Origin of the sequence: Streptococcus zalophi (assembly GCF_016481285.1) — a bacterium.
GTDB classification, from domain to species: Bacteria; Bacillota; Bacilli; order Lactobacillales; family Streptococcaceae; genus Streptococcus; species Streptococcus zalophi.
In genome coordinates this window covers 12,002-33,654 of sequence record NZ_JAENBP010000001.1, presented here as the reverse complement: position 1 = coordinate 33,654, position 21,653 = coordinate 12,002, and the positions used below count along the sequence as shown (strand labels likewise).

The 21,653-nt window shown below is 35.8% G+C and carries 25 protein-coding genes and 1 other annotated feature; of the genes, 20 read left to right on the top strand and 5 right to left on the bottom strand.

Annotated features, from left to right (window positions below; genetic code table 11):
- Positions 1-2 precede the first annotated feature (2 nt).
- On the top strand, positions 3-1,229 hold the full coding sequence (gene pepT / locus JHK64_RS00160) for a peptidase T (RefSeq protein WP_199566972.1): 1,227 nt from the start codon (positions 3-5) through the stop codon (positions 1,227-1,229).
- A 37-nt stretch (positions 1,230-1,266) separates the two neighbouring features.
- Positions 1,267-1,758 (top strand): EbsA family protein, encoded by a 492-nt coding sequence (locus JHK64_RS00155; protein ID WP_199566971.1) that lies wholly within the window; start codon positions 1,267-1,269, stop codon positions 1,756-1,758.
- Here JHK64_RS00155 and JHK64_RS00150 read toward each other — a convergent pair.
- Entirely contained in the window at positions 1,745-1,939 is a 195-nt protein-coding gene (locus JHK64_RS00150; RefSeq protein WP_199566970.1) for a ferredoxin, read from the bottom strand. The genes JHK64_RS00155 and JHK64_RS00150 overlap by 14 nt on opposite strands.
- A 45-nt stretch (positions 1,940-1,984) precedes the next feature.
- On the opposite strand from JHK64_RS00150, the gene JHK64_RS00145 reads away from it, so the two are divergent.
- The 6 genes from JHK64_RS00145 to lepA all read left to right on the top strand — a co-directional run bounded on the left by JHK64_RS00145 (position 1,985) and on the right by lepA (position 6,421).
- Positions 1,985-2,440 carry an SAG1386/EF1546 family surface-associated protein gene (locus JHK64_RS00145; RefSeq protein WP_199566969.1) on the top strand — a complete coding sequence of 152 codons (456 nt, stop codon included), beginning with the start codon at positions 1,985-1,987 and terminating at the stop codon, positions 2,438-2,440.
- Positions 2,441-2,450: 10 nt separating this feature from the next.
- Positions 2,451-3,140, top strand: a complete 690-nt coding sequence (cmk, locus tag JHK64_RS00140; RefSeq protein ID WP_199566968.1) for a (d)CMP kinase — start codon at positions 2,451-2,453, stop codon at positions 3,138-3,140.
- Between the two features lie 14 nt (positions 3,141-3,154).
- Positions 3,155-3,280: a sequence feature (ribosomal protein L20 leader region), on the top strand.
- A 14-nt stretch (positions 3,281-3,294) separates the two neighbouring features.
- On the top strand, positions 3,295-3,825 hold the full coding sequence (infC, locus tag JHK64_RS00135; protein ID WP_026216725.1) for a translation initiation factor IF-3: 531 nt from the start codon (positions 3,295-3,297) through the stop codon (positions 3,823-3,825).
- Positions 3,826-3,863: 38 nt separating this feature from the next.
- Positions 3,864-4,064: a 50S ribosomal protein L35 gene (gene rpmI / locus JHK64_RS00130; RefSeq protein WP_018369531.1), complete on the top strand. Its 201-nt coding sequence runs from the start codon at positions 3,864-3,866 to the stop codon at positions 4,062-4,064.
- 44 nt (positions 4,065-4,108) lie between these two features.
- Positions 4,109-4,468, top strand: a complete 360-nt coding sequence (gene rplT, locus JHK64_RS00125; protein WP_199566967.1) for a 50S ribosomal protein L20 — start codon at positions 4,109-4,111, stop codon at positions 4,466-4,468.
- A gap of 117 nt (positions 4,469-4,585) precedes the next feature.
- Entirely contained in the window at positions 4,586-6,421 is a 1,836-nt protein-coding gene (lepA, locus tag JHK64_RS00120) for a translation elongation factor 4 (RefSeq protein ID WP_199566966.1), read from the top strand.
- A 45-nt stretch (positions 6,422-6,466) separates the two neighbouring features.
- On the opposite strand, the gene JHK64_RS00115 is transcribed toward lepA, so the two are convergent.
- Positions 6,467-6,724, bottom strand: a complete 258-nt coding sequence (locus JHK64_RS00115) for a metal-sensitive transcriptional regulator (protein ID WP_199566965.1) — start codon at positions 6,722-6,724, stop codon at positions 6,467-6,469.
- A gap of 133 nt (positions 6,725-6,857) precedes the next feature.
- On the opposite strand from JHK64_RS00115, the gene JHK64_RS00110 reads away from it, so the two are divergent.
- The 7 genes from JHK64_RS00110 to JHK64_RS00080 all read left to right on the top strand — a co-directional run bounded on the left by JHK64_RS00110 (position 6,858) and on the right by JHK64_RS00080 (position 12,195).
- Positions 6,858-7,199, top strand: a complete 342-nt coding sequence (locus JHK64_RS00110; RefSeq protein ID WP_199566964.1) for a rhodanese-like domain-containing protein — start codon at positions 6,858-6,860, stop codon at positions 7,197-7,199.
- Complete coding sequence (locus tag JHK64_RS00105; protein WP_199566963.1) at positions 7,196-8,851, top strand: FAD-dependent oxidoreductase; 1,656 nt, start codon at positions 7,196-7,198, stop codon at positions 8,849-8,851. The genes JHK64_RS00110 and JHK64_RS00105 overlap by 4 nt, the downstream gene beginning before the upstream one ends.
- Positions 8,844-9,140 (top strand): rhodanese-like domain-containing protein, encoded by a 297-nt coding sequence (locus tag JHK64_RS00100; protein WP_199566962.1) that lies wholly within the window; start codon positions 8,844-8,846, stop codon positions 9,138-9,140. Before JHK64_RS00105 ends, JHK64_RS00100 begins: the two co-directional genes overlap by 8 nt.
- A 100-nt stretch (positions 9,141-9,240) precedes the next feature.
- On the top strand, positions 9,241-10,401 hold the full coding sequence (locus JHK64_RS00095) for an Mbeg1-like protein (RefSeq protein ID WP_199566961.1): 1,161 nt from the start codon (positions 9,241-9,243) through the stop codon (positions 10,399-10,401).
- Positions 10,402-10,534: 133 nt separating this feature from the next.
- On the top strand, positions 10,535-10,663 hold the full coding sequence (locus JHK64_RS00090; protein WP_018369539.1) for a DUF4044 domain-containing protein: 129 nt from the start codon (positions 10,535-10,537) through the stop codon (positions 10,661-10,663).
- A gap of 50 nt (positions 10,664-10,713) precedes the next feature.
- Positions 10,714-12,024, top strand: a complete 1,311-nt coding sequence (gene obgE / locus JHK64_RS00085; RefSeq protein ID WP_199566960.1) for a GTPase ObgE — start codon at positions 10,714-10,716, stop codon at positions 12,022-12,024.
- Positions 12,025-12,036: 12 nt separating this feature from the next.
- Positions 12,037-12,195 (top strand): hypothetical protein, encoded by a 159-nt coding sequence (locus JHK64_RS00080; protein WP_199566959.1) that lies wholly within the window; start codon positions 12,037-12,039, stop codon positions 12,193-12,195.
- A 47-nt stretch (positions 12,196-12,242) separates the two neighbouring features.
- Here the strand turns inward: JHK64_RS00080 and JHK64_RS00075 are convergent, their stop codons facing one another.
- Both JHK64_RS00075 and JHK64_RS00070 read right to left on the bottom strand, forming a co-directional pair.
- Positions 12,243-12,983, bottom strand: a complete 741-nt coding sequence (locus JHK64_RS00075; protein ID WP_199566958.1) for an amino acid ABC transporter ATP-binding protein — start codon at positions 12,981-12,983, stop codon at positions 12,243-12,245.
- Entirely contained in the window at positions 12,983-15,139 is a 2,157-nt protein-coding gene (locus JHK64_RS00070; RefSeq protein ID WP_199566957.1) for an ABC transporter substrate-binding protein/permease, read from the bottom strand. Before JHK64_RS00070 ends, JHK64_RS00075 begins: the two co-directional genes overlap by 1 nt.
- Before the next feature lie 149 nt (positions 15,140-15,288).
- Here JHK64_RS00070 and uvrB point away from each other — a divergent pair, with 149 nt between their 5' ends.
- From uvrB to JHK64_RS00045, 5 genes are all read left to right on the top strand, one after another.
- A complete protein-coding gene (uvrB, locus tag JHK64_RS00065; RefSeq protein ID WP_199566956.1) occupies positions 15,289-17,274 on the top strand; it encodes an excinuclease ABC subunit UvrB in 1,986 nt (661 codons plus the stop codon).
- A 10-nt stretch (positions 17,275-17,284) separates the two neighbouring features.
- Complete coding sequence (locus JHK64_RS00060) at positions 17,285-17,749, top strand: 8-oxo-dGTP diphosphatase (RefSeq protein WP_199566955.1); 465 nt, start codon at positions 17,285-17,287, stop codon at positions 17,747-17,749.
- 177 nt (positions 17,750-17,926) lie between these two features.
- A complete protein-coding gene (gene perR / locus JHK64_RS00055) occupies positions 17,927-18,397 on the top strand; it encodes a peroxide-responsive transcriptional repressor PerR (protein WP_199566954.1) in 471 nt (156 codons plus the stop codon).
- A gap of 111 nt (positions 18,398-18,508) precedes the next feature.
- Positions 18,509-20,437: a heavy metal translocating P-type ATPase gene (locus JHK64_RS00050; RefSeq protein WP_199566953.1), complete on the top strand. Its 1,929-nt coding sequence runs from the start codon at positions 18,509-18,511 to the stop codon at positions 20,435-20,437.
- A complete protein-coding gene (locus JHK64_RS00045; protein ID WP_199566952.1) occupies positions 20,434-20,619 on the top strand; it encodes a hypothetical protein in 186 nt (61 codons plus the stop codon). The genes JHK64_RS00050 and JHK64_RS00045 overlap by 4 nt, the downstream gene beginning before the upstream one ends.
- Positions 20,620-20,658: 39 nt before the next feature.
- Here the strand turns inward: JHK64_RS00045 and JHK64_RS00040 are convergent, their stop codons facing one another.
- Positions 20,659-21,591, bottom strand: coding sequence for a dihydroorotate oxidase (locus JHK64_RS00040; RefSeq protein ID WP_199566951.1), 933 nt, complete (start codon positions 21,589-21,591; stop codon positions 20,659-20,661).
- Between the last annotated feature and the right edge of the window lie 62 nt (positions 21,592-21,653).

Sequence of the window (21,653 nt, the reverse complement as noted above, 5' to 3'; positions counted from 1 at the left end):
CAATGACTTACGACAAATTATTAGACCGATTTTTAACATATGTTAAGATTAACACACGTAGCAATCCAGATAGTACGACAACACCAACAACCGATTCTCAAAAGGATTTTGTTTTAAATGTGTTGAAGCCTGAGATGGAGAATATCGGTTTAGAAAATGTTCATTATCTTCTACATAATGGCTACCTTGTAGGCACTTTACCAGCAAACGATGAAACCATGACTAGAAAGATTGGTTTTATTTCTCATGTTGATACTGCTGATTTTAATGCAGAAGGTGTCAATCCCCAAGTCATCTCTAATTATGATGGTGGTGTTATTCAACTTGGTGATACTAATTACCAATTAAATCCAAAAGATTTTCCTAATCTTAACAATTATCATGGTCAAACTCTCATTACAACGGATGGAACAACCCTTCTAGGTGCTGATGATAAATCAGGAATTGCAGAAATTATGACTGCAATGGCCTACCTTGTTAGTCACCCAGAAATAAAACACGGTGAAATTCGTGTTGGTTTTGGACCTGACGAAGAAATTGGTATTGGGGCAAATAAATTTGATGTTGCTGATTTTGATGTTGATTTTGCCTATACTGTTGATGGTGGGCCACTTGGTGAACTACAATATGAAACTTTTAGTGCTGCTGGTGCTGAAATTAAATTTTTAGGAAGAAATGTTCATCCTGGTACAGCTAAGGGACAAATGATTAATGCTCTTCAATTAGCCATGGATTATCATAAAGAACTACCTAAAACAGATCGTCCTGAATTAACCGAAGGCTATGAAGGTTTTTTCCATCTTTTAAGTTTAAGTGGTACTGTAGAAGAAGCAAATGCTAGCTATATTATCCGAGATTTTGAAGACGATAACTTTTTAAGACGTAAAGCATTGATGGAAAAAATTGCTAAACAAATAAATAATGATTTAGGTGAGGAAAGAGTACTGGTGACTCTATCTGATCGTTATTATAATATGAAAAAAGTCATTGAAAAAGATATGACTAGTGTTGAAATTGCAAAACATGTCATGGAAAGTTTAGACATCAAACCAGTTATTGAACCTATCCGTGGTGGAACTGATGGCTCAAAAATTTCCTTTATGGGCATTCCAACACCAAACATTTTTGCTGGTGGTGAAAATATGCATGGTCGCTTTGAATTCGTTAGCCTAGAAACCATGGAAAAAGCCGTTGATGTCATTATCGGTATTGCGAGTTTCAAAGATTAAAAAATGAAGATATGCTAGAATAGAGTGGAGGATAGCAATGATTAAGATTTTTGGAAAAATGAGATATCATTTTCAACCAGAATTATCATGGTTGATTAGCTATTGGTCTTTAACCTTCATTCCAATTTTTATTGCCCTATCTCTACTCTATGAAAAGACAAGTATGTCTTCTCAAATTTTTCTATTATTTGGAATTTTTCTTCTTTTGACAGGATTTGGTCTTCATCGTTATTTTGTTATTGAAGAAACTGGCTATTTAAGGATTGTCACTTTAAATGTGTTTTTCAAGAAAAGGTTATTGATTTCAGACATCTCTAAAATAAATGTTACTAAATCAACAGTAACAATAATCTTAAAAAATGGCGAAAAGCACTTGTTTTATATGAGAAAGTGGCCTAAAAAATATTTTTTAGATGCCTTAGTAGTCTGTGACACCTTTCAAGGAGAGGTTGAGTTGCTTGATAATTTTATTCAACTTGATTATTTTGAAACATACAAGGATGATAAAAAAGCTCCTACGGTGTCGTAAGAGCCTTTGTTGGACATGATTTGACAGCTAAGAGTGTCTCATCGGAGTATGGGACTTCTTGAATTAACTCCTCACTGTTGGAAAACTTAACAATGCCATTGTCATAGTAATCAAAAACATCGGAGTAAGTTTGGCAAAGTCCGCAAGCAATACATTTTTCTGGAATTATCGTTACTTTCATAGTATTATTGTAATACTAATTTCAAGAATTAACAAGGGAGAAGGTATGGTAAAGAAACCATGGGAGATGAAGGTTTTTGCTGAAAGAAGGCAAAACAACTCTCGAAAACATAAAGTGAGTACTGTTATCAGTACGCCATTTTTGACAATTTTATTAGTTGTCTTCTTTGCTATTATTTTTGGTATTTTATTAATTGTTATTTATACAGCAAATGGTGGTTCTGAAAAACAATCCCTTGAAGAGGCGTTTTATAACCCAAATCGAACAACGCAAAACGTTGAACAAGAAACTCCTCAAGTAGAAGAAACAAAAGAATCGCAAACAACAGTTGAAACACCAAAAGAAAATAGAAAAACAATCATCGTAGAAGCTGGAGAGGGCCCATCACGTATCGCTGAACGTGGAGGTATTTCACTTGAAAAATTATATGAATTAAACCCAGATAAAATGAGTACAGGTTCTTGGTTAGCCCATCCAGGAGATGAAGTATTTGTAGAATAAAGAGGAAAAAATGATACCAATACAAATTGCTATAGATGGTCCTGCTTCAAGTGGGAAAAGTACCGTTGCAAAGATTATTGCAAAAAAATTAAATTATACCTATTTAGATACCGGTGCGATGTATCGCTCAATGACTTATTTGATATTAAGACACCAATTGACAGCCGAACAAATTCCAGAAATTATTGCTTTATTAGATCAATTTCCATTATCTTTTGGGCATAGTAATGACGGTAATCAAAGAGTTTTTGTCGGTGATGTTGACATTACGGATATTATTCGCCAAAACGAAGTGACAAAAAATGTCTCTTGGGTTGCAGCTATTTCGGAAGTGCGAGAAAAATTGGTCGACCTTCAAAAAAGCATTGCGCTTGAAGGTGGCATTGTCATGGATGGTCGAGACATCGGTACAGTTGTTTTACCAAAAGCTGAATTAAAAATCTTTTTAATTGCTTCTGTTGAAGAAAGAGCCAAACGTCGTTACAAAGAAAACCTTGAAAAAGGTATTCCGACTGATTTAGAAACCCTAAAAGAAGAAATTGCTCAAAGAGACTATAAAGATAGTCATCGTGAAGTATCTCCGTTAAAAGCGGCAGAAGATGCGATTACTTTAGACACAACTGGTTTAAGCATTGACGAAGTTGTCGACTTTATTTTACAAAAAGCAAATAAAATCATTGACAGTGAAAATAAAATGTAGTATCATGGTACTAATGGGAAAAGCAGAAGTGAGAACTTCTCGCCTTGCAATTAACGTTGTCTGGCTCTACATAACACATTTCAATGATGAAATATAATGTAGTGCGGGCTTGTTAATCAGGCCCGCTTTCGTTTTTCTCTAAAAAATAAAAGAGGTGAAGAACATAGCTAAGAAGGATTTGTTCATTAACGATGAAATTCGCGTTCGCGAAGTGCGTCTTGTTGGTCTTGAAGGCGAACAATTAGGAATTAAAATGCTCAACGAAGCCCAAGCACTTGCTGATGAGGCTAATGTTGACTTGGTACTTATTCAACCACAGGCAACACCGCCTGTTGCCAAAATCATGGATTATGGCAAGTTTAAGTTTGAGTATCAGAAAAAACAAAAGGAACAACGCAAGAAACAAAGTGTTGTGACTGTTAAAGAAATACGCCTTAGTCCAGTCATCGATAAGGGTGATTTCGAGACCAAACTTCGTAATGGCCGTAAATTCCTTGAAAAAGGAAATAAGGTTAAAGTTTCAGTTCGTTTCAAAGGACGTATGATTACCCATAAAGAAATTGGTGCAAAAGTTCTTTCAGATTTTGCTGAAGCAACACAAGATATTGCGATCATCGAGCAAAGAGCTAAAATGGATGGTCGTCAAATGTTTATGCAACTTGCCCCTATTTCTGAGAAGAAATAAATGTAACACATTATTATTTATTTAGGAGAGTATTAAAAATGCCAAAACAAAAAACACATCGCGCATCAGCTAAACGTTTTAAACGTACAGGTTCAGGTGGCTTAAAACGTTTCCGTGCCTATACTTCACACCGTTTCCATGGTAAGACTAAGAAACAACGTCGTCATCTTCGTAAAGCTTCAATGGTAAGCAGTGGAGATTTCAAACGTATTAAAGCAATGCTTACTGGTCTTAAATAAGCAAACATAGAATATTAATAGAATTATTTGGAGGATTATTATAAATGGCACGTGTTAAAGGTGGCGTTGTTGCACGCAAACGTCGTAAACGTATTTTAAAATTAGCAAAAGGTTACTATGGCTCAAAACATCTCTTGTTCCGTACTGCAAAAGAACAAGTAATGAACTCTTATTACTATGCCTACCGTGATCGTCGTCAAAAGAAACGTGACTTCCGTAAATTATGGATTACTCGTATCAATGCGGCAGCTCGTATGAATGGTTTATCATATTCACAATTGATGCATGGTTTGAAATTAGCTGAAGTTGAAGTTAACCGTAAAATGTTAGCTGATTTAGCAGTTAACGATGCAGCAGCATTTACTGCTCTTGCTGACGCTGCTAAAGCAAAATTAGGAAAATAATGATCATTATGTCACTACTAATTAACTTAGTAGTGATTTTTTAATTTTTTCAATCTAGCTTAATTTAGCGATTTAATATATAATAGTAATGCTGACTAAATCTGATAGGAAAGACATATGAATATAAAAGAACTAAAAGAACGGCAGAAAAAAATTAGAAATTTCTCGATTATTGCCCATATTGACCACGGGAAATCAACTTTGGCTGACCGTATCTTAGAAAAAACAGAAACAGTATCAAGTCGTGAAATGCAAAATCAATTACTTGATAGCATGGATCTTGAGCGTGAGCGTGGTATTACCATTAAACTGAATGCTATTGAATTAAACTATACGGCAAAAGATGGTGAAACTTATATTTTCCATTTGATTGACACTCCAGGACACGTTGACTTCACTTATGAAGTATCACGTAGTTTGGCTGCCTGTGAGGGAGCTATTTTAGTCGTTGATGCCGCTCAAGGTATTGAGGCACAAACTTTGGCTAATGTTTATCTAGCTCTAGATAATGATTTAGAAATTTTACCAGTGATCAATAAAATTGATTTACCAGCTGCTGAACCTGAAAGAGTACGTCATGAAATAGAAGATGTTATTGGAATTGATGCCAGTGAGGCTGTTTTAGCATCTGCCAAAGCAGGAATTGGGATTGAGGAGATTTTAGAGCAAATTGTTGAATACGTCCCAGAACCAACAGGAGATGTCGAAGCACCTCTTAAAGCTCTTATTTTCGACTCTGCTTATGATGCTTACCGTGGTGTCATTCTTCAAGTCAGAATTATGGATGGTATCGTAAAACCAGGTGATAAAATCCAAATGATGAGTAATGGTAAAACATTTGATGTCACAGAAGTTGGTATTTTTACACCTAAGGCTGTCGGTCGTGAGTTTTTAGCAACTGGAGATGTTGGCTATATTGCAGCAGCCATTAAAACGGTTGCTGATACACGTGTAGGTGATACTGTGACACTTGCTAATAACCCTGCTACAGAAGCTCTAGAGGGCTATAAGCAATTAAATCCAATGGTTTTTGCTGGGATTTACCCAATTGATTCTAATAAATACAATGACCTTCGTGAAGCACTTGAAAAATTGCAATTAAACGACGCGAGTCTTCAGTTTGAGCCAGAAACCTCACAAGCACTTGGTTTTGGTTTTCGTTGTGGATTCTTGGGACTTCTACACATGGATGTTATCCAAGAGCGTTTGGAACGTGAATTTAATATTGATCTTATCATGACGGCTCCTTCGGTGGTTTATCATGTGAATACCACTGATGGTGAGGTGGTGGAAGTATCAAACCCTAGTGAATTTCCAGAGCCAACCAGAATTGATAGTATTGAAGAACCTTATGTTAAGGCACAAATCATGGTGCCGCAAGAATTTGTCGGAGCTGTAATGGAATTGGCACAAAGAAAACGTGGTGATTTTGTAACCATGGATTACATTGATGATAATCGTGTTAACGTTATTTATCAGATTCCTCTAGCTGAAATTGTCTTTGATTTCTTTGATAAATTAAAATCATCGACACGTGGCTATGCCAGCTTTGATTATGAGATTTCTGAATATCGTCATTCAAAATTAGTTAAGATGGATATTCTCTTAAATGGTGATAAAGTAGATGCATTAAGCTTTATTGTTCATAAAGAATTTGCTTATGAGCGTGGTAAAATTATTGTTGAGAAATTAAAGAAAATCATTCCTCGTCAACAGTTTGAAGTGCCTATTCAAGCAGCCATCGGACAAAAAATTGTTGCTAGATCTGATATTAAAGCATTACGTAAAAACGTTCTTGCTAAGTGTTATGGTGGAGATGTCTCACGTAAACGCAAACTCTTAGAAAAGCAAAAAGCAGGTAAAAAACGGATGAAATCTATTGGTTCTGTTGAAGTGCCACAAGAAGCATTCTTATCTGTCCTCAGTATGGATGATGATAATAAAAAATCATAATCAAAAACCACTAGAAATAATTTTCTAGTGGTTTTTAGTGTTATTCTATTTTTTAACAACTAAATCAATAGCTGCTTTTAATTTTTCTTCTTGTTTAACTGGATCACTATCAGGATGTTCTACACATTCTATCACTTTGTTCGCAATTGCTAAGCCCATAATGCGATTAATACTTGATCTAACAGCACTCAATTGAGTCACAATATCAATACATTCTTTATCTTCTTCTACCATTTTACGAATGCCTCTTAATTGTCCTTCCGTTCGTTTGAGGCGGTTTAAAATATCTTTTTTTGATGTCATTACTGATTCACTCCTTGTATAACTAATATACTATTTGTCTGTATTTTCGTCAAATAAGAAAAATAACATTTTCTTTGACAGTAATTGTTTCATATGGTAATATACCGGTAGGGGTATATAAAAGGAGGTCTATATGTCATTTATTGAAAATATAAAAGCATTATTTTCAGAACCATTTGAATCAATTACAACCAATGAATTAGCTAATGTCTTAGCAACTAAGACGGTTCAGTTAATTGATGTCAGAACACCAGAAGAATTTAAACAATCACACATTTCTAAGGCAAGAAATGTACCGTTAAGTCAAATCAATAGTTTTGTTGCACCAAAAGATAAAAAAATTTATGTGATTTGTCAATCAGGAATGCGCAGTAAAAAAGCAGCCAACCACCTTAGCACAAAAGGGTATAAAGTTGTTAATGTACGTGGTGGTATGAGTCAATGGCAAGGCAAAGTAATAGGAGGACAAAAATGACAAAAGTTGTTATTGTAGGAGGTGTTGCTGGTGGTATGTCAGCAGCAACGCGTTTAAGACGTTTGATGGAAGATGCTGAAATTATTGTTTTTGAAAAGGGACCATTTGTTTCTTTTGCTAACTGTGGTCTTCCTTATTATGTTTCAGGAGAAATTAGTGATCGTGACCAATTATTGGTTCAGACACCAGAACGTTTACAAGCACGTTTTAATCTAGATGTTAGACCTTTCCACGAAGTGACAGCTATCGATGCTACTAATCAGACTGTAACAGTTCGTCACGATGGTAAAGAATTTGTTGAAACTTATGATAAACTCATTTTATCACCAGGTGCTAAGCCATTTGTTCCACCTATTGAAAATATTGAAAGAGCAACAAATGTTTTCAATCTTAGAAATGTACCTGATCTTGATGAGATAATGGCACACATTGATTTAGTTCAATCTAAAGAAGCTGTTATTGTTGGTGCTGGTTTTATTGGTCTTGAAATGGCTGAAAATCTCGTCAAAAAGGGGTTAAATGTCACTATTGTTGAAAAAGCACCTCATGTTTTACCGGCATTGGATGAAGAAATGGCAGCTTTTGTTCTTCAAACATTGGAAGCTAATGGAATTAAAGTTATCACTTCACAATCTGTTGTTCGTTTTGAAGAAGAAGGAAAGAGTGTCGTTCTTGAAAATGGAGATAACCTTTCGTCTGATTTAACGATTTTATCAGTTGGTATTCAACCTGAAACAACATTAGCGAAAGAAGCAGGAGTTACTTTAGGTTTTAGAGGTGGTATTGTTGTTGATGACCATTATGAAACTAATCTAAAAAATATCTATGCAGTTGGAGATGCGATTGTTGTTAATCATCAGATCTCTCAAGAAGATGCTCTTGTTTCTCTTGCTTCACCAGCTAATCGTCAAGGTAGACAAGTAGCAGATGTGATTGCCGGCTTAAAAAGAGAAAACAAAGGGTCAATTGGAACAGCTATTGTTCGTGTTTTTGATTTATCTGCAGCAACCACAGGTCTTAGTGAGCGTATTGCTAGAAATTTAGGTTATGATGTCTCAGTCGTTCACACATCAGGAAAAGACCATGCTAGTTACTATCCAGGGGCAACTGATATCACTCTCAAACTGATTTTTAATGCTAAAACAGGTCAAATCTACGGTGCTCAAGGTATTGGTCAAAAAGGAGTAGATAAACGCATTGATGTATTAGCTACTGCTATTAAGGGCAATCTTACGATTTTTGATTTACCAGAATTAGAGTTGACCTACGCACCACCATTTGGCTCAGCAAAAGACCCAGTTAATATGATTGGCTATGCTGCTATCAATATTGCAGAAGGTCTTAGTCAAAACATTCAGTGGCATGAACTTGCTGATGAATTAGCTAAGGGTACCAAACTATTAGATGTGAGAACAACTCCAGAGGTTAAGAGAGGTCATTTCAAAGATTTCGTCCACATTCCTCTAGATAATTTACGTTCTCGTTTGAATGAACTAGACAAGTCTAATACATATATTGTTAGTTGTCATAGTGGTCTTCGTAGTTACATTGCAGAACGTCTGCTACAACAAGAAGGATTTAAGGTTAAGAACTTAGATGGTGCTTATTCACTTTATAATGCTGTAAGACCAAAGGAGATTTTTCATGATTAAAAGTATTCCAATGTCTTCTTTTAAAGATTTGCATCAACAAAAGTCACTTAATCTTATAGATGTTCGTGAAAAATATGAATATGAGAGTGGGCATATTCCTGGTGCTCAAAATTTACCTCTTAGTGATCTTCAGTTTAGTTTTCAAACACTTGATCAAGAAAAAGAGTATTATATTATTTGTCAATCAGGAAGTCGTTCACTTATGGCTAGTCAATTTTTAAGCGCAAAAGGTTTTCATGTTACTAATATAGAAGGTGGAACTAGTGCTTGGCAAGGTACATTAGAATAAGTAAAAAGATGCTCTTATAGGGCATCTTTTCGTGTTATTTGCCCTTTAATCTTAAAATTATGTTATGATAAAAAGTAGTTTAAAGAACGGAAATAAAAAAATGTCAAATTTTATTGATTATGTCAAAAAAAATCGCAATACACTATTTGAAGAGTTGCCTATCAATGAAGTTGATATTGCAAGCATTAATGAATTAAGCTATTTACCTATTGGAGAAGCCATTGATTTTCCAAATAAAACAGATTTTGTTTCAATTAAAAAAATTGAAGAAAAAAACCATCGTTTGTTTAAAAAGTCTGAATATAGCTTTATGACAACCAAAGAAAGAGTCACTTTATATCAAGAGATGATTGATTCAAAGCGCTATGGTGATATTGAGATTGGTTTTTATGTCAATGATATTAATCCTGTTGTGGAAAAACAATTTTCTGCCATGGTTTTTAGACTTCCTTCCATTAATTACACTCAAGTGGTTTTTCGAGGCACAGATGATAGTTTGATTGGCTGGAAAGAAGATGCTAAGATGACCTATATGCAGACCATGCCCTCACATAAGTCTGCTCTTAACTACCTCACAGACTTTTTATCTAAATGGCAAGGAAATGTTGTCGTTTCTGGACATTCTAAAGGTGGTAATTTAGCCCTATATGCTACAAGCATGATTGAGGAAACTTATCACAATCAAATTACTGCTATTTATGCGCTTGACTCCCCTGGACATTATGATTCTTTACTAGAGACTTCTTGTTATTCAATGATTAAACCAAAAATTATCTCTATTATTCCTAAAGAATCAATAGTTGGTGTCATGTTAAGACCAGATTTAAAAACAAGAATTGTAGAAAGCAAGTCATTTGGTTTTTCTCAACATAAAGTATCTCAGTGGCAAGTTAAGGACAATCACTTTCTCCTTGCCAAAGACACTACTATTATTAGTAAGGCCTTGGAAGAGACTTTTAAATTATGGCAAAAAGAATTATCAAGAAAGGAATTAGAAACCTTTTTTAATATCTTTTTTGATTTGTTTTTTGATATTGGTGTTGAAAGTTTAGATGATATTAAAAACAACAAGCGAAAAACTTTAGCACACCTGCTTAAAGAAATTGTCAACCTAAGACCAAAAGAAAAAAAGATTATGCGTAAATCTCTTAGAACGATGATTATTATTTTTAATCATAAGGCGATAGAAAAAGCTTTAGACTATCGACCAGAAATTGGTAAAGAATTTCTAGAGTGGATTCTCTCAGACAAAGAAGACTAAATGACAAACAAAAGCTAGGCTAAGGTGTTTTCCTTAGAAGCTTTTGACTACATCTATCGTCTTTAAATTTGCGTGTTTTTAGGAATCGTGTTAAGATAGATAAAGAGAAAATCAGAAGAAGAGGTATAACATAGTGGCTTTTGGAGAAAATGGACCACGTAAGAAAACATTATTTGAAAAAATAACTATTGTTGTTGTTTTGTTAATGGCTTTTATTACAGTGGGATCAATTATATTAAGTGCACTTAGTGCAATCATGTAGAAAAACGCTTTTTAGCGTTTTTTTCTACTAAGAAAGAAGTAGGAAAAGTTATGAGTATGTTTTTAGACACTGCTAAAATCCAAGTAAAAGCAGGACGTGGCGGTGATGGGATGGTCGCGTTTAGACGTGAGAAATATGTCCCAAATGGTGGTCCATGGGGCGGTGATGGCGGTCGTGGTGGCAATGTCATTTTTGTTGTCAATGAAGGTTTAAGAACCTTAATGGACTTTAGATACAATCGCCATTTCAAAGCTAAACCAGGTGAAAATGGCATGTCAAAAGGGATGCACGGTAAAGGTGCAGAAGATTTGTATGTGAGTGTTCCCCAAGGGACAACTGTTAAAGATGCCCAAACAGGTAAGGTTATATCAGACCTCGTTGAACACGGTCAAGAATTTATAGTTGCAAGAGGTGGCCGTGGTGGTCGTGGAAATATTCGTTTTGCAACCCCGAGAAATCCTGCACCAGAAATTTCTGAAAATGGTGAACCAGGTGAAGAAAGAGAACTAGAGTTAGAATTAAAAATCTTGGCTGATGTTGGTTTAGTAGGTTTCCCATCTGTTGGTAAATCAACACTTTTGAGCGTTGTCTCAGCAGCTAAGCCAAAAATCGGTGCCTATCACTTTACAACCATTGTTCCAAATATTGGAATGGTGAGAACTAAATCTGGGGAATCGTTTGCCATGGCTGATCTTCCTGGTTTAATCGAAGGTGCTCACCAAGGTGTTGGGCTTGGAACACAATTTCTACGCCATATTGAACGTACTAGAGTTATCTTACATGTCATTGATATGAGTGGTAGTGAGGGACGTGACCCTTATGAAGATTACTTGGCTATCAATAAAGAATTAGAAAGCTATAACCTTCGTTTAATGGAACGTCCACAAATCATTGTGGCAAACAAGATGGACATGCCTGAAAGTCAGGAAAATCTAAAACAGTTTAAAGAAAAATTACAACAAAACTATGATGAGTTTGATCATCCACCAATGATTTTTGCTGTTTCTGGTATTGCCCATCAAGGTCTGGAAGCTTTATTAGACGCTACAGCTGAGTTATTGTCTAAAACAGAAAGCTTTCCTCTTTATGAAGAAAGTCAGATGCTTGATGAAGCATACTATGGTTTTGATGAAGAAGAAAAAGCCTTTACCATTAGTCGTGATGATGATGCCACTTGGGTATTGTCTGGTGAAAAGATTGAAAAACTTTTTGTCATGACAAATATGGAGCGTGATGAATCAATCATGAAATTTGCTCGCCAATTGCGTGGCTTAGGTGTTGATCAAGCCCTTCGTGAACGTGGTGCCAAAGATGGTGATATCGTAAGAATTGGCAACTTTGAGTTTGAATTTGTAGATTAGGGAGTGATAAGTATGGGAGATAAACCAATATCATTCAAGGATAAAGATGGTCGTTTCGTTTCAGCTGCTGATATTTGGACAACTGAAAAATTAGAAGAACTGTTTAACAAGCTCAATCCTAATCGTAAGTACCGGTTGGAACGAGAAAAAAAGTTAAAAGAAACAAAATAATCATTGCATTATAAAAATACTCAACACATAGTGTTGGGTATTTTTGATTAGACGTTTAATACTTTATCAAGAAAGTCTTTGAGACGAGGGTGTTTAGGATGATCAAAAATTTGTTCCGGACTACCATCTTCAAGGAACTCACCACCATCAGTGAAGATAACGCGGTTAGCCACACGTCTTGCAAATCCCATCTCATGAGTAACAATTAACATAGTCATGCCTTGTTCTGCTAAATCCTTCATAACATTTAACACGTCACCAACCATTTCAGGGTCAAGAGCAGAAGTAGGTTCATCAAAGAGCATGACATCAGGATTCATGGCTAGACTTCTAGCGATAGCCACACGCTGTTTTTGCCCACCTGATAAACTACCCGGAAAAGCAGTGGCTTTATCAGAAAGGCCTACTTTTTCAAGTAATTCTAAACCAATCGTTTTAGCTTCTTCTTGTGAGTACTTTCCTAGCTCGACAGGTGCAAAAATAACATTATCAAGCACTGACATGTGGGGAAATAAATTGAAATGTTGGAAAACCATACCAATATTTTCTCTAGCCTTATCAACATTGGTATCTTTATTTGATAAGTCAACACCATCAATGATAACTTTACCACTGGTGATACTTTCTAGACGATTGAGTGTTCTTAAAAAAGTTGATTTACCTGAACCTGATGGTCCGATAATACAAACCACATCACATTCGTGAAACTGGGTTGTGATACCTTTTAACACCTCATTTTTTCCAAATGATTTATGTAAATCTTGGACATCAATTTTTAATGTTGTCATTAGTTAGACCTCTTTTCTAGACGTTTTGCTAGTCTGGTTAGGAGAGTAATAATCACCAAATACATGATTGCTAAAATGGCATACATACGAAAACTTTGGTAATTACGGGCGATAATAATCTTACCGGTTTGGAAAAGTTCAACTAATCCAATAGCAGATATGATGGTTGTGTCTTTAAGTGAGATAACAAACTGGTTGATAAAGTTAGGTAACATCAATCGAACTGCCTGAGGAAGAATGATTTTTCTCATTGTAGTTGTATAAGAAACCCCTAAACTTCGACTGGCTTCCATCTGTCCAGCAGCTACAGCTTCAATACCACCACGAACAATTTCTGCAATATAAGCACCACCGTTTAAACTAAGCGCAATTGTACCAGCAACAAAATCATTGATAGGGCTTTGTTGACCAGTCATTGATTCGATAAGGTTGGGAATTCCCCAGAAGATAAAGGCAGCAACAATCATTAAGGGAATACCACGAACAATGTCAACAAAAATAGCAGCGATAATGCGAAGTCCCTTAATAGGACTAACGCTCATCATCCCGAAAATTAAACCAATGACAATGGCTAAAGCAAAGGAAATAATAGCCAAAGCAAGTGTTCTCAGAAGTCCTGTCAATAATTGTTGGTAGTTATTTGAAACCAAACCAAAAATGGTAGTTTCATCAATTGATGATTTCTGACTTTGTTTTTTACCTAAATAGCTTGCAATAATTTTATCATATTCGCCACTTTCTTTCAAAGCAGCCAATCCATTATTAAACATTTCGATTAATTCTGGATGACTTCCTTTTTTTACCGCAAACCCATACTCTCCAGAAGGTTCTCCAGAAATTGGTGTTTCAAACTCACGACCTTGTTCAATCGCATATTTTAAAACAGCTTCATCATCCATTAATGCATCTAAAGAACCGGAGTTTAAACTATCATACATACCTGAAGCTTCATCAAAGGGTTTTACGACATAATCGTACTCACTAGCATGTTTTTCTAAAAATTGATAAGAAGCTGTTCCTGTTTTGGCTCCAACAGTTTTTCCTGCTAAATCCTCATAGTCAGTGATAGCACTATCTTCTTTAACGGCTAGAATAATATTAGACGTATAGTAAGAATCTGAAAAATCAAAAATAGCTTTTCTTTCATCAGTGATAGACATGCCGGCAATGACACCATCAGCTTGACCTGATTGAACGGCATTTAAAGCAGCATCAAAACCGGGATGCGTAATCTCTATTGTAAACCCTTGTTGTTTCGCAATAGCCTTAATCAGTTCTAAATCAATGCCGACATATTCTCCATTGTCATCTTGATATTCAAATGGAGCAAATGAAGAGTCTGATACCAGATGATAAACTTCTTTTACTGGTGTTGCCTTTTGAGAAGCATCACCAGATGCGTTTGTATCAACTGCAGTCCATTGTTTTATAATGGTTGCATAGGTGCCATCTTCTTTCATTTGTTGCAAAGCCCTGTTGAAATCCTCAATAAGATATTCATATTGACTTCCTTTTTTAACTGCGAAAGCAAAACTTCCTACAGTTTCTCCCTGCATTTCAATTCTTAAATCTTGTCCTTGTCTAATAGCATATTGAGCAATTGGTTTATCATCCATGACAGCAAATACTGAACCAGTTTTTAAGCTATTGTACATTAAATCACTGGTATCAAAAACTTTGATAGAATAACCATACTCACTTTTATGTTCCTCAAGAAATAATTGAGAAACGGTTCCATTTTTAACACCAAGAACTTTTCCTTTTAATTGAGAGTAGTCAGTTACTTTATTTTTTGATGTCGTGATAATGACGATTTGGGAATCGTAATAAGTGTCAGAAAAAGTAAAGACTTTTTTTCTATCCTCAGTCACAGACATTCCTGCCATAATAGCATCAGCTTGACCCGATTGAACTGCGTTCATGGCAGCATCAAAGCCAGGAAAAGTCATTTCATAGTCCCATTCAGAGATTTCTGCTACTTTCTTAATAATATCAACATCAATACCTTTATATATTTGATCTGAGTCCTTGAATTCAAATGGTGCATATGTAGAATCGGAGACAATTCTAATGGTATCATCAGCATTAACGTTTTGTTTGAAAATAAAGAAAATTGAAAAAATTATTAAAAATAATATGGAGACTCTCTTTTTCATATGTGTACCTCCTCTAGATGTTTGTTAACTATTATAACATATAATAAAGAAAAATCAATATAATCATTATTATGTAATATTATATAACATAATAATATGTTATTATGTTATTGAGAGAATTGTGATAAAATAACTAATGAGGTAAAGATATGATAAATCGAAAAAATGATAATCACTTTAAATTAGTTTCAAAATATGCCCCTTCAGGTGATCAACCACAAGCTATTGAGGCTTTGGTGGATAATATTGAAGGTGGTGAAAAAGCTCAAATTTTACTAGGGGCAACAGGGACTGGGAAGACCTATACCATGAGTCAGGTGATTCAAAAGATTAATAAACCGACACTGGTAATTGCTCATAACAAAACACTAGCTGGTCAGCTTTATGGAGAGTTCAAAGAATTCTTTCCTGATAATGCAGTCGAATATTTCGTTTCCTACTATGATTACTATCAACCAGAAGCCTATGTGCCCTCTAGTGATACCTATATTGAAAAAGATAGTTCTGTCAATGATGAGATTGATAAATTAAGACACAGTGCCACATCAGCTCTACTTGAAAGAAATGATGTGATTGTTGTGGCATCTGTCAGTTGCATTTATGGTTTGGGTTCTCCTACTGAATACGCTGAAAGTGTTGTTAGCTTACGACCAGGGCTTGAGATTTCAAGAGACCAGTTACTTAATGATTTGGTTAGCATTCAGTTTGAGCGTAATGATATTGATTTTCAACGTGGTCGCTTTCGTGTGCGTGGCGATGTGGTTGAAGTCTTTCCAGCCAGTCGTGATGACCATGCTTTTAGGATTGAATTTTTTGGCGATGAGATTGATAGGATAAGAGAAATCGAATCTTTAACTGGGCGCGTGATCGGTGAGGTTGAACATCTTGGTATCTTTCCAGCTACTCACTTTATGACCAACGAAGAACGAATGGAAGAGTCTATTGCAAAAATTCAAGCAGAATTAACAGACCAGTTAGCTGTTTTTGAAAAAGAAGGTAAATTGTTAGAAGCACAACGCCTAAAACAACGAACAGAGTACGATATCGAGATGCTTCGTGAAATGGGCTACACTAACGGTGTTGAAAATTATTCTCGCCATATGGACGGAAGAAGTGAGGGAGAGCCTCCGTTTACCCTTTTAGATTTCTTTCCAGATGACTTTTTAATCATGATTGATGAGAGTCATATGACGATGGGGCAGATAAAAGGCATGTACAATGGAGACCGCTCCAGAAAACAAATGTTGGTGGATTATGGTTTCAGGTTGCCAAGTGCACTTGATAATCGACCACTAAGAAGAGAAGAATTTGAAGAACATGTCCACCAAATTGTTTACGTATCAGCCACACCGGGAGATTATGAAATGGCTCAGACTGATACAGTTGTTGAACAGATTATTCGTCCAACTGGACTACTTGACCCGATTGTTGACGTGAGACCAACCATTGGACAAATTGATGACCTGCTTGGTGAGATTAATGAACGTGTCAGTCGAGGTGAGAGAACCTTTATCACAACGTTGACCAAGAAAATGGCAGAAGATTTGACCGATTACTTCAAAGAGATGGGGATTAAGGTTAAATATATGCACTCAGATATTAAAACCTTAGAGCGTACCGAGATTATTAGAGATTTAAGGTTGGGTGTTTTTGATGTTTTGATTGGGATTAACCTCTTACGTGAGGGTATTGATGTGCCAGAAGTCAGTTTGGTTGCTATTTTGGATGCTGATAAAGAAGGTTTTCTTAGAAATACACGTGGCCTTATCCAAACCATTGGCCGTGCTGCAAGAAATGCTGATGGGCGCGTGATTATGTATGCGGATAAAATGACAGACTCAATGTGTCAAGCCATCAAAGAAACCGCACGTCGTCGTGAGATTCAAATGGCATATAATAAAGAACATGGTATCATACCAAAAACGATTAAAAAAGACATCAGAGATCTTATCGCCATTACAAAAAGTGTGGCTAAAGACGATGAGCCACTTGATTATGATAAGATGACTAAAAAAGAACGACAAGAAGCGATTAAAAAACTTCAAGGTCAAATGCAAGAAGCAGCAGAAATCCTTGACTTTGAGTTGGCCGCTCAAATCCGCGATGTGATACTGGAATTAAAAATGTTGGATTAAGGAGATTTTTATGTCACGCAGTCAAGAAGTGATTTTAACGAATATGTGTTTAATAGAGGATGATAAAGGAAATGTGCTTGTTCAGATAAGAAAACCGGAAATGTATCGCTGGTCTGGTGTTGCTTTTCCGGGTGGTCATATTGAAGAAAAAGAGAGCCTTCATGATGCTGTCGTGAGAGAAGTGTTAGAAGAAACAGGATTAACGATTAAGCAGCCAAAATTAGTTGGGATGAAACACTGGTACAATCAAGATGGTACTCGTTACCTAGTGTTTCTCTATCGTACTAATCAATATGAGGGACAGGCACAATCCTCTGACGAAGGCGAAGTCAAATGGGTGAAGAAGACAGAACTTCCTAATATGGATCTAGCTTTTGATTTATTAGAATTATTAAAGGTATTTGAAGATGATACCTTGTCAGAATTTTTCTATCGACCAATAGAAAATGGAAAATGGCAAAATGAGCTGCACTAGCTAATCTTTACCCCAAACAACAGGATACTCCTGTTGTTTTTTTCTTCTGATAGAGTTTCCATCATTCTCAAAAAATGGTGTTTAAAACGAAAGACAGTTACTATCCACGTAAGCACAAGATAAAGTCTTGTTTTTTCCTATACTAATAGTGTATAATAGCATAAAGGAGGGTTAGACATGGAGTTACACTCACATCTTGAGAGAAATTTAGATGATGCTTATGACCATGTGATTGCGCATTTAAAAGAGAAAAAAATTCGTATCACCGAGTCACGAAAAGCGATTATTTCTTATATGATACAATCCTATGATCACCCGAGTGCAGAAATGATTTATCGTGATTTAAAACCTAAATTTCCTAACTTAAGTCTTGCAACCGTTTATAACAATATTAGATTTTTGGTTGAGGAAGGATTTGTGTCAGAAATAAAACCTAGTAATGACAACACCACCTATTTTGATTTTATGGGTCATAAACACCTCAATGTTGTCTGTGAGCAGTGTGGTAAGATTACCGACTTTATGGATATTGATTTTTCACATATTCAAAAAGAGGCGGCAGAACAAACCGACTATAATATTACAAAAACGCAATTTTTGATTTATGGTATTTGTCCTGAATGCCAGTTAAAAAATAAAGAAAGCTGACAGGCTTTTTTTATTTTGTTTAGAATTATTCTAAATAAACTTGACTTTTTTATTTATAACGATTATAATTAAATTATAGTTAATTAGAACGGTTATAAAAAGGAGTCGATCATGAAAGTCATCCATTGGTTAAAGAAAAATCCCAAAATGTTAAAAACTTTACTGTGTTTAAGTCTTATTATCATAGGTTTTGTTGTGCAGTCTTATCTCCCAAATGTTGGAACCCTTGTATTAATTTTAGCTTTCATCGTTGGTGGTTATGATTCTGCCAAGGAAGGTTTCCTAGACTTAGTGGAAAATCATCATTTAAACGTTGATATTCTCATGTTTTTAGCAGCGATAGGTGCTGGGATAATCGGTTACTGGCTTGAAGGGGCTATCCTCATCTTTATTTTCTCTCTATCTAATAGTTTGGAAGAATTAGCCATGGAAAAAAGTAAGAATGCCATTTCAGCATTAATGTCTTTAACACCTGATGTGGCTAGAAAGCTTGAAACTGATGGCACTGTTATAGAAGTAGCAACAGATTCTTTAAAAATTGGTGATATCGTTCAGGTTAGAAAAGGCGAAGCTGTTCCTATTGATGGAACTTTAACAAGTGATTTTGCTCTTGTTGATGAATCAATGGTGACAGGAGAGCCCATTTCAGTTGAAAAATATCAAGGCGATAGTCTTATCGGTGGAACAATCAACTTAGAAAGTCAGATCACAATGACTGTGACAGTTGAAAATAAAGATACTCTCTTTGCTAAAATTGTTAGTCTGGTTGAAGAAGCGCATGAGAATAAAAGTAAAACGGCGAGTTTCATTGAAGGACTTGAAGACAATTATGTTAAAGCAGTTCTCCTTTTGGTACCAATCTTTATCCTTGCTAGTCATTTCATCTTTGGTTGGGAGTGGCTGGATAGTTTCTATCGTGGCATGATTCTATTGACTGTGGCTTCACCTTGTGCTCTTGTGGCGAGTTCAACGCCAGCCACCCTGTCAGCTATTAGCCGTGCAGCACAAAGTGGCCTCATCGTTAAAGGTGGCGATATTATCGATCGTATGGGTGACATTAGTGTGGTCGTTATGGATAAGACGGGTACACTGACTAAGGGCTTGCCAAGTGTCGTTCATACTGAGATTCTTTCAGAAGAAATCCTTGTCAACCAAGTTGTGAAAACCGTTGAAGCAACTAGTACTCACCCCATTTCATCTGCCTTGTTGGAGTATACTAAAACAGTTGAAATCCTTTCCTTAGATGACCTAGAAGATGTGACAGGTAAAGGTTTTAAAGCCAGCTATCAGGGTGATGTTTGGCGTATTGGTAAAAAATCCTTTATCCTAGAAGCTATCGAAGAACTACCAAAAGAGCTTGCAAAAACGATTGAAAAAGAAGAAAAAGAAGGAAAAACCCTTGTTTTTGTTAGCTGCAATCAAGAATTGATGGGTTTTTATAGCCTCTTTGATGAGATAAAAGAAGAAAGTCGTTTAGCCATTTCACAACTACAAGCCATGGGTATTAAAACCATCATGCTGACAGGTGATAATGAAAAAACAGCGCAACATATTGCTAGTCTTCTTGGGATTGACCACGTCATCGCCAATTGTCTTCCACAAGATAAAACAGCAGCTATTAAGACATTAAAAGAAAAACATCATGGTGTAGCCATGGTGGGAGATGGGATAAATGACGCCCCAGCTCTTGCACTAGCCGATGTTAGTTATGCTATTGGCGCAGGTAGTGATATCGCCATTGAAAGTGCTGATAGTGTCATCATGGATGATTTGACTAGATTACCGTTTTCTATTGCCTTGTCACGAAAAATGAAAACCGTGATTAAAGAAAATATTATTTTTGCTCTTTCTGTTATTCTGATATTGATTTTAGCTAATGTCTTTCAATTAGTAACCTTACCACTTGGCGTGGTTGGCCATGAAGGTAGTACAATTCTAGTGATTTTAAATGGTCTTCGTCTTTTAAGAACAACTCCATTTCTTGCAACTTTCAAAGTAAAAGGATATAATGTAAAAAAACCTGAAAGAGAGTTTGTATGATTTATTTTGTTGTTGGTTTATTGGCAGTATTTTCTATTGTAAAGATTATTAGTTTTATGATGTTAACGAAAAATATCAAGCCAACTCAGGAAGATATTGCTGCTGCTAAAAAAAGACTAGCAGAAGAACAATCAAAAAAAGACCATAAAGATGAAGAAGATGATGATGATTTTGATTTTTAAACACACAAAAAGCCCTTGTTCAAAGGGCTTTTAATTGTTTTAAAGTGTTTTTAGCTGACCACGGAAATCTTCAATAGTTTCATAACCTTTTTCAGCCATAATGGCTTTTAATTCATTAGTAATGCGTTCGAAAATAGCAACGCCTTCTTGGTGAAGAGCAGTTCCCACTTGAACCATGCTAGCACCACAAAGGATGTGTTCAAAAGCGTCACGACCAGTTTTGACACCACCAGTTCCAATAATTTTAATGGAAGGGTTAAGACGCTTATAAAAGGCATGGACATTAGCTAGAGCTGTTGGTTTGATATAATCACCGCCGATACCACCAAAACCATCTTTTGGTTTAATCACGACAGTTTCATCAGAAATGACTAAGCCATTACCAATTGAATTAACACAGTTGACAAAAACAAGTGGAAATTGATTGAAGATAGCAGCCGCCTGATCAAAGTGAACAATATCAAAGTATGGTGGCAATTTGACACCAAGTGGTTTGGTATAATATGAGAAAGCTTCTGACAAGAGTTTTTCTGTTGCTTCAAAATCATAAGCGATTTGAGGTTTACCAGGAACATTTGGACAAGAAAGATTGAGTTCAACCAAGCCTTGATAGTCACTGTCTTGTACTTTTTTCAAGATAAGATGTGTTTCATCTGGCGATAAACCAACTAATGAGAGAAAATGTGGTTTGTTGTCTGGATTTTTTTCAAGTTCAGTCACATACTCTAAGTAGTAGTCAATACCAAGATTTGGTAGCCCCATCGAATTAATTGAGCCTAAGTCGGTGTCGAAATAACGAGGTTCAGGATTTCCGGCTCTTTCATTTAGCGTTCCTGTTTTGGTGACAAATGAGCCAGCCATTGACGCATCAATATCAGCTAGTTCTTTTCTGGTGTAGCAATGAATACCAGCAGCATTCATCAAGCAGTTTGAAAAATGAAAGGTTCCAACAGTGGTAGCGGTAGATGTCATAGTAGCCTCCAAAAATGATTTTTACTATTGTACCATGTGAGAATAAGTCTAAGCAAGTGTAA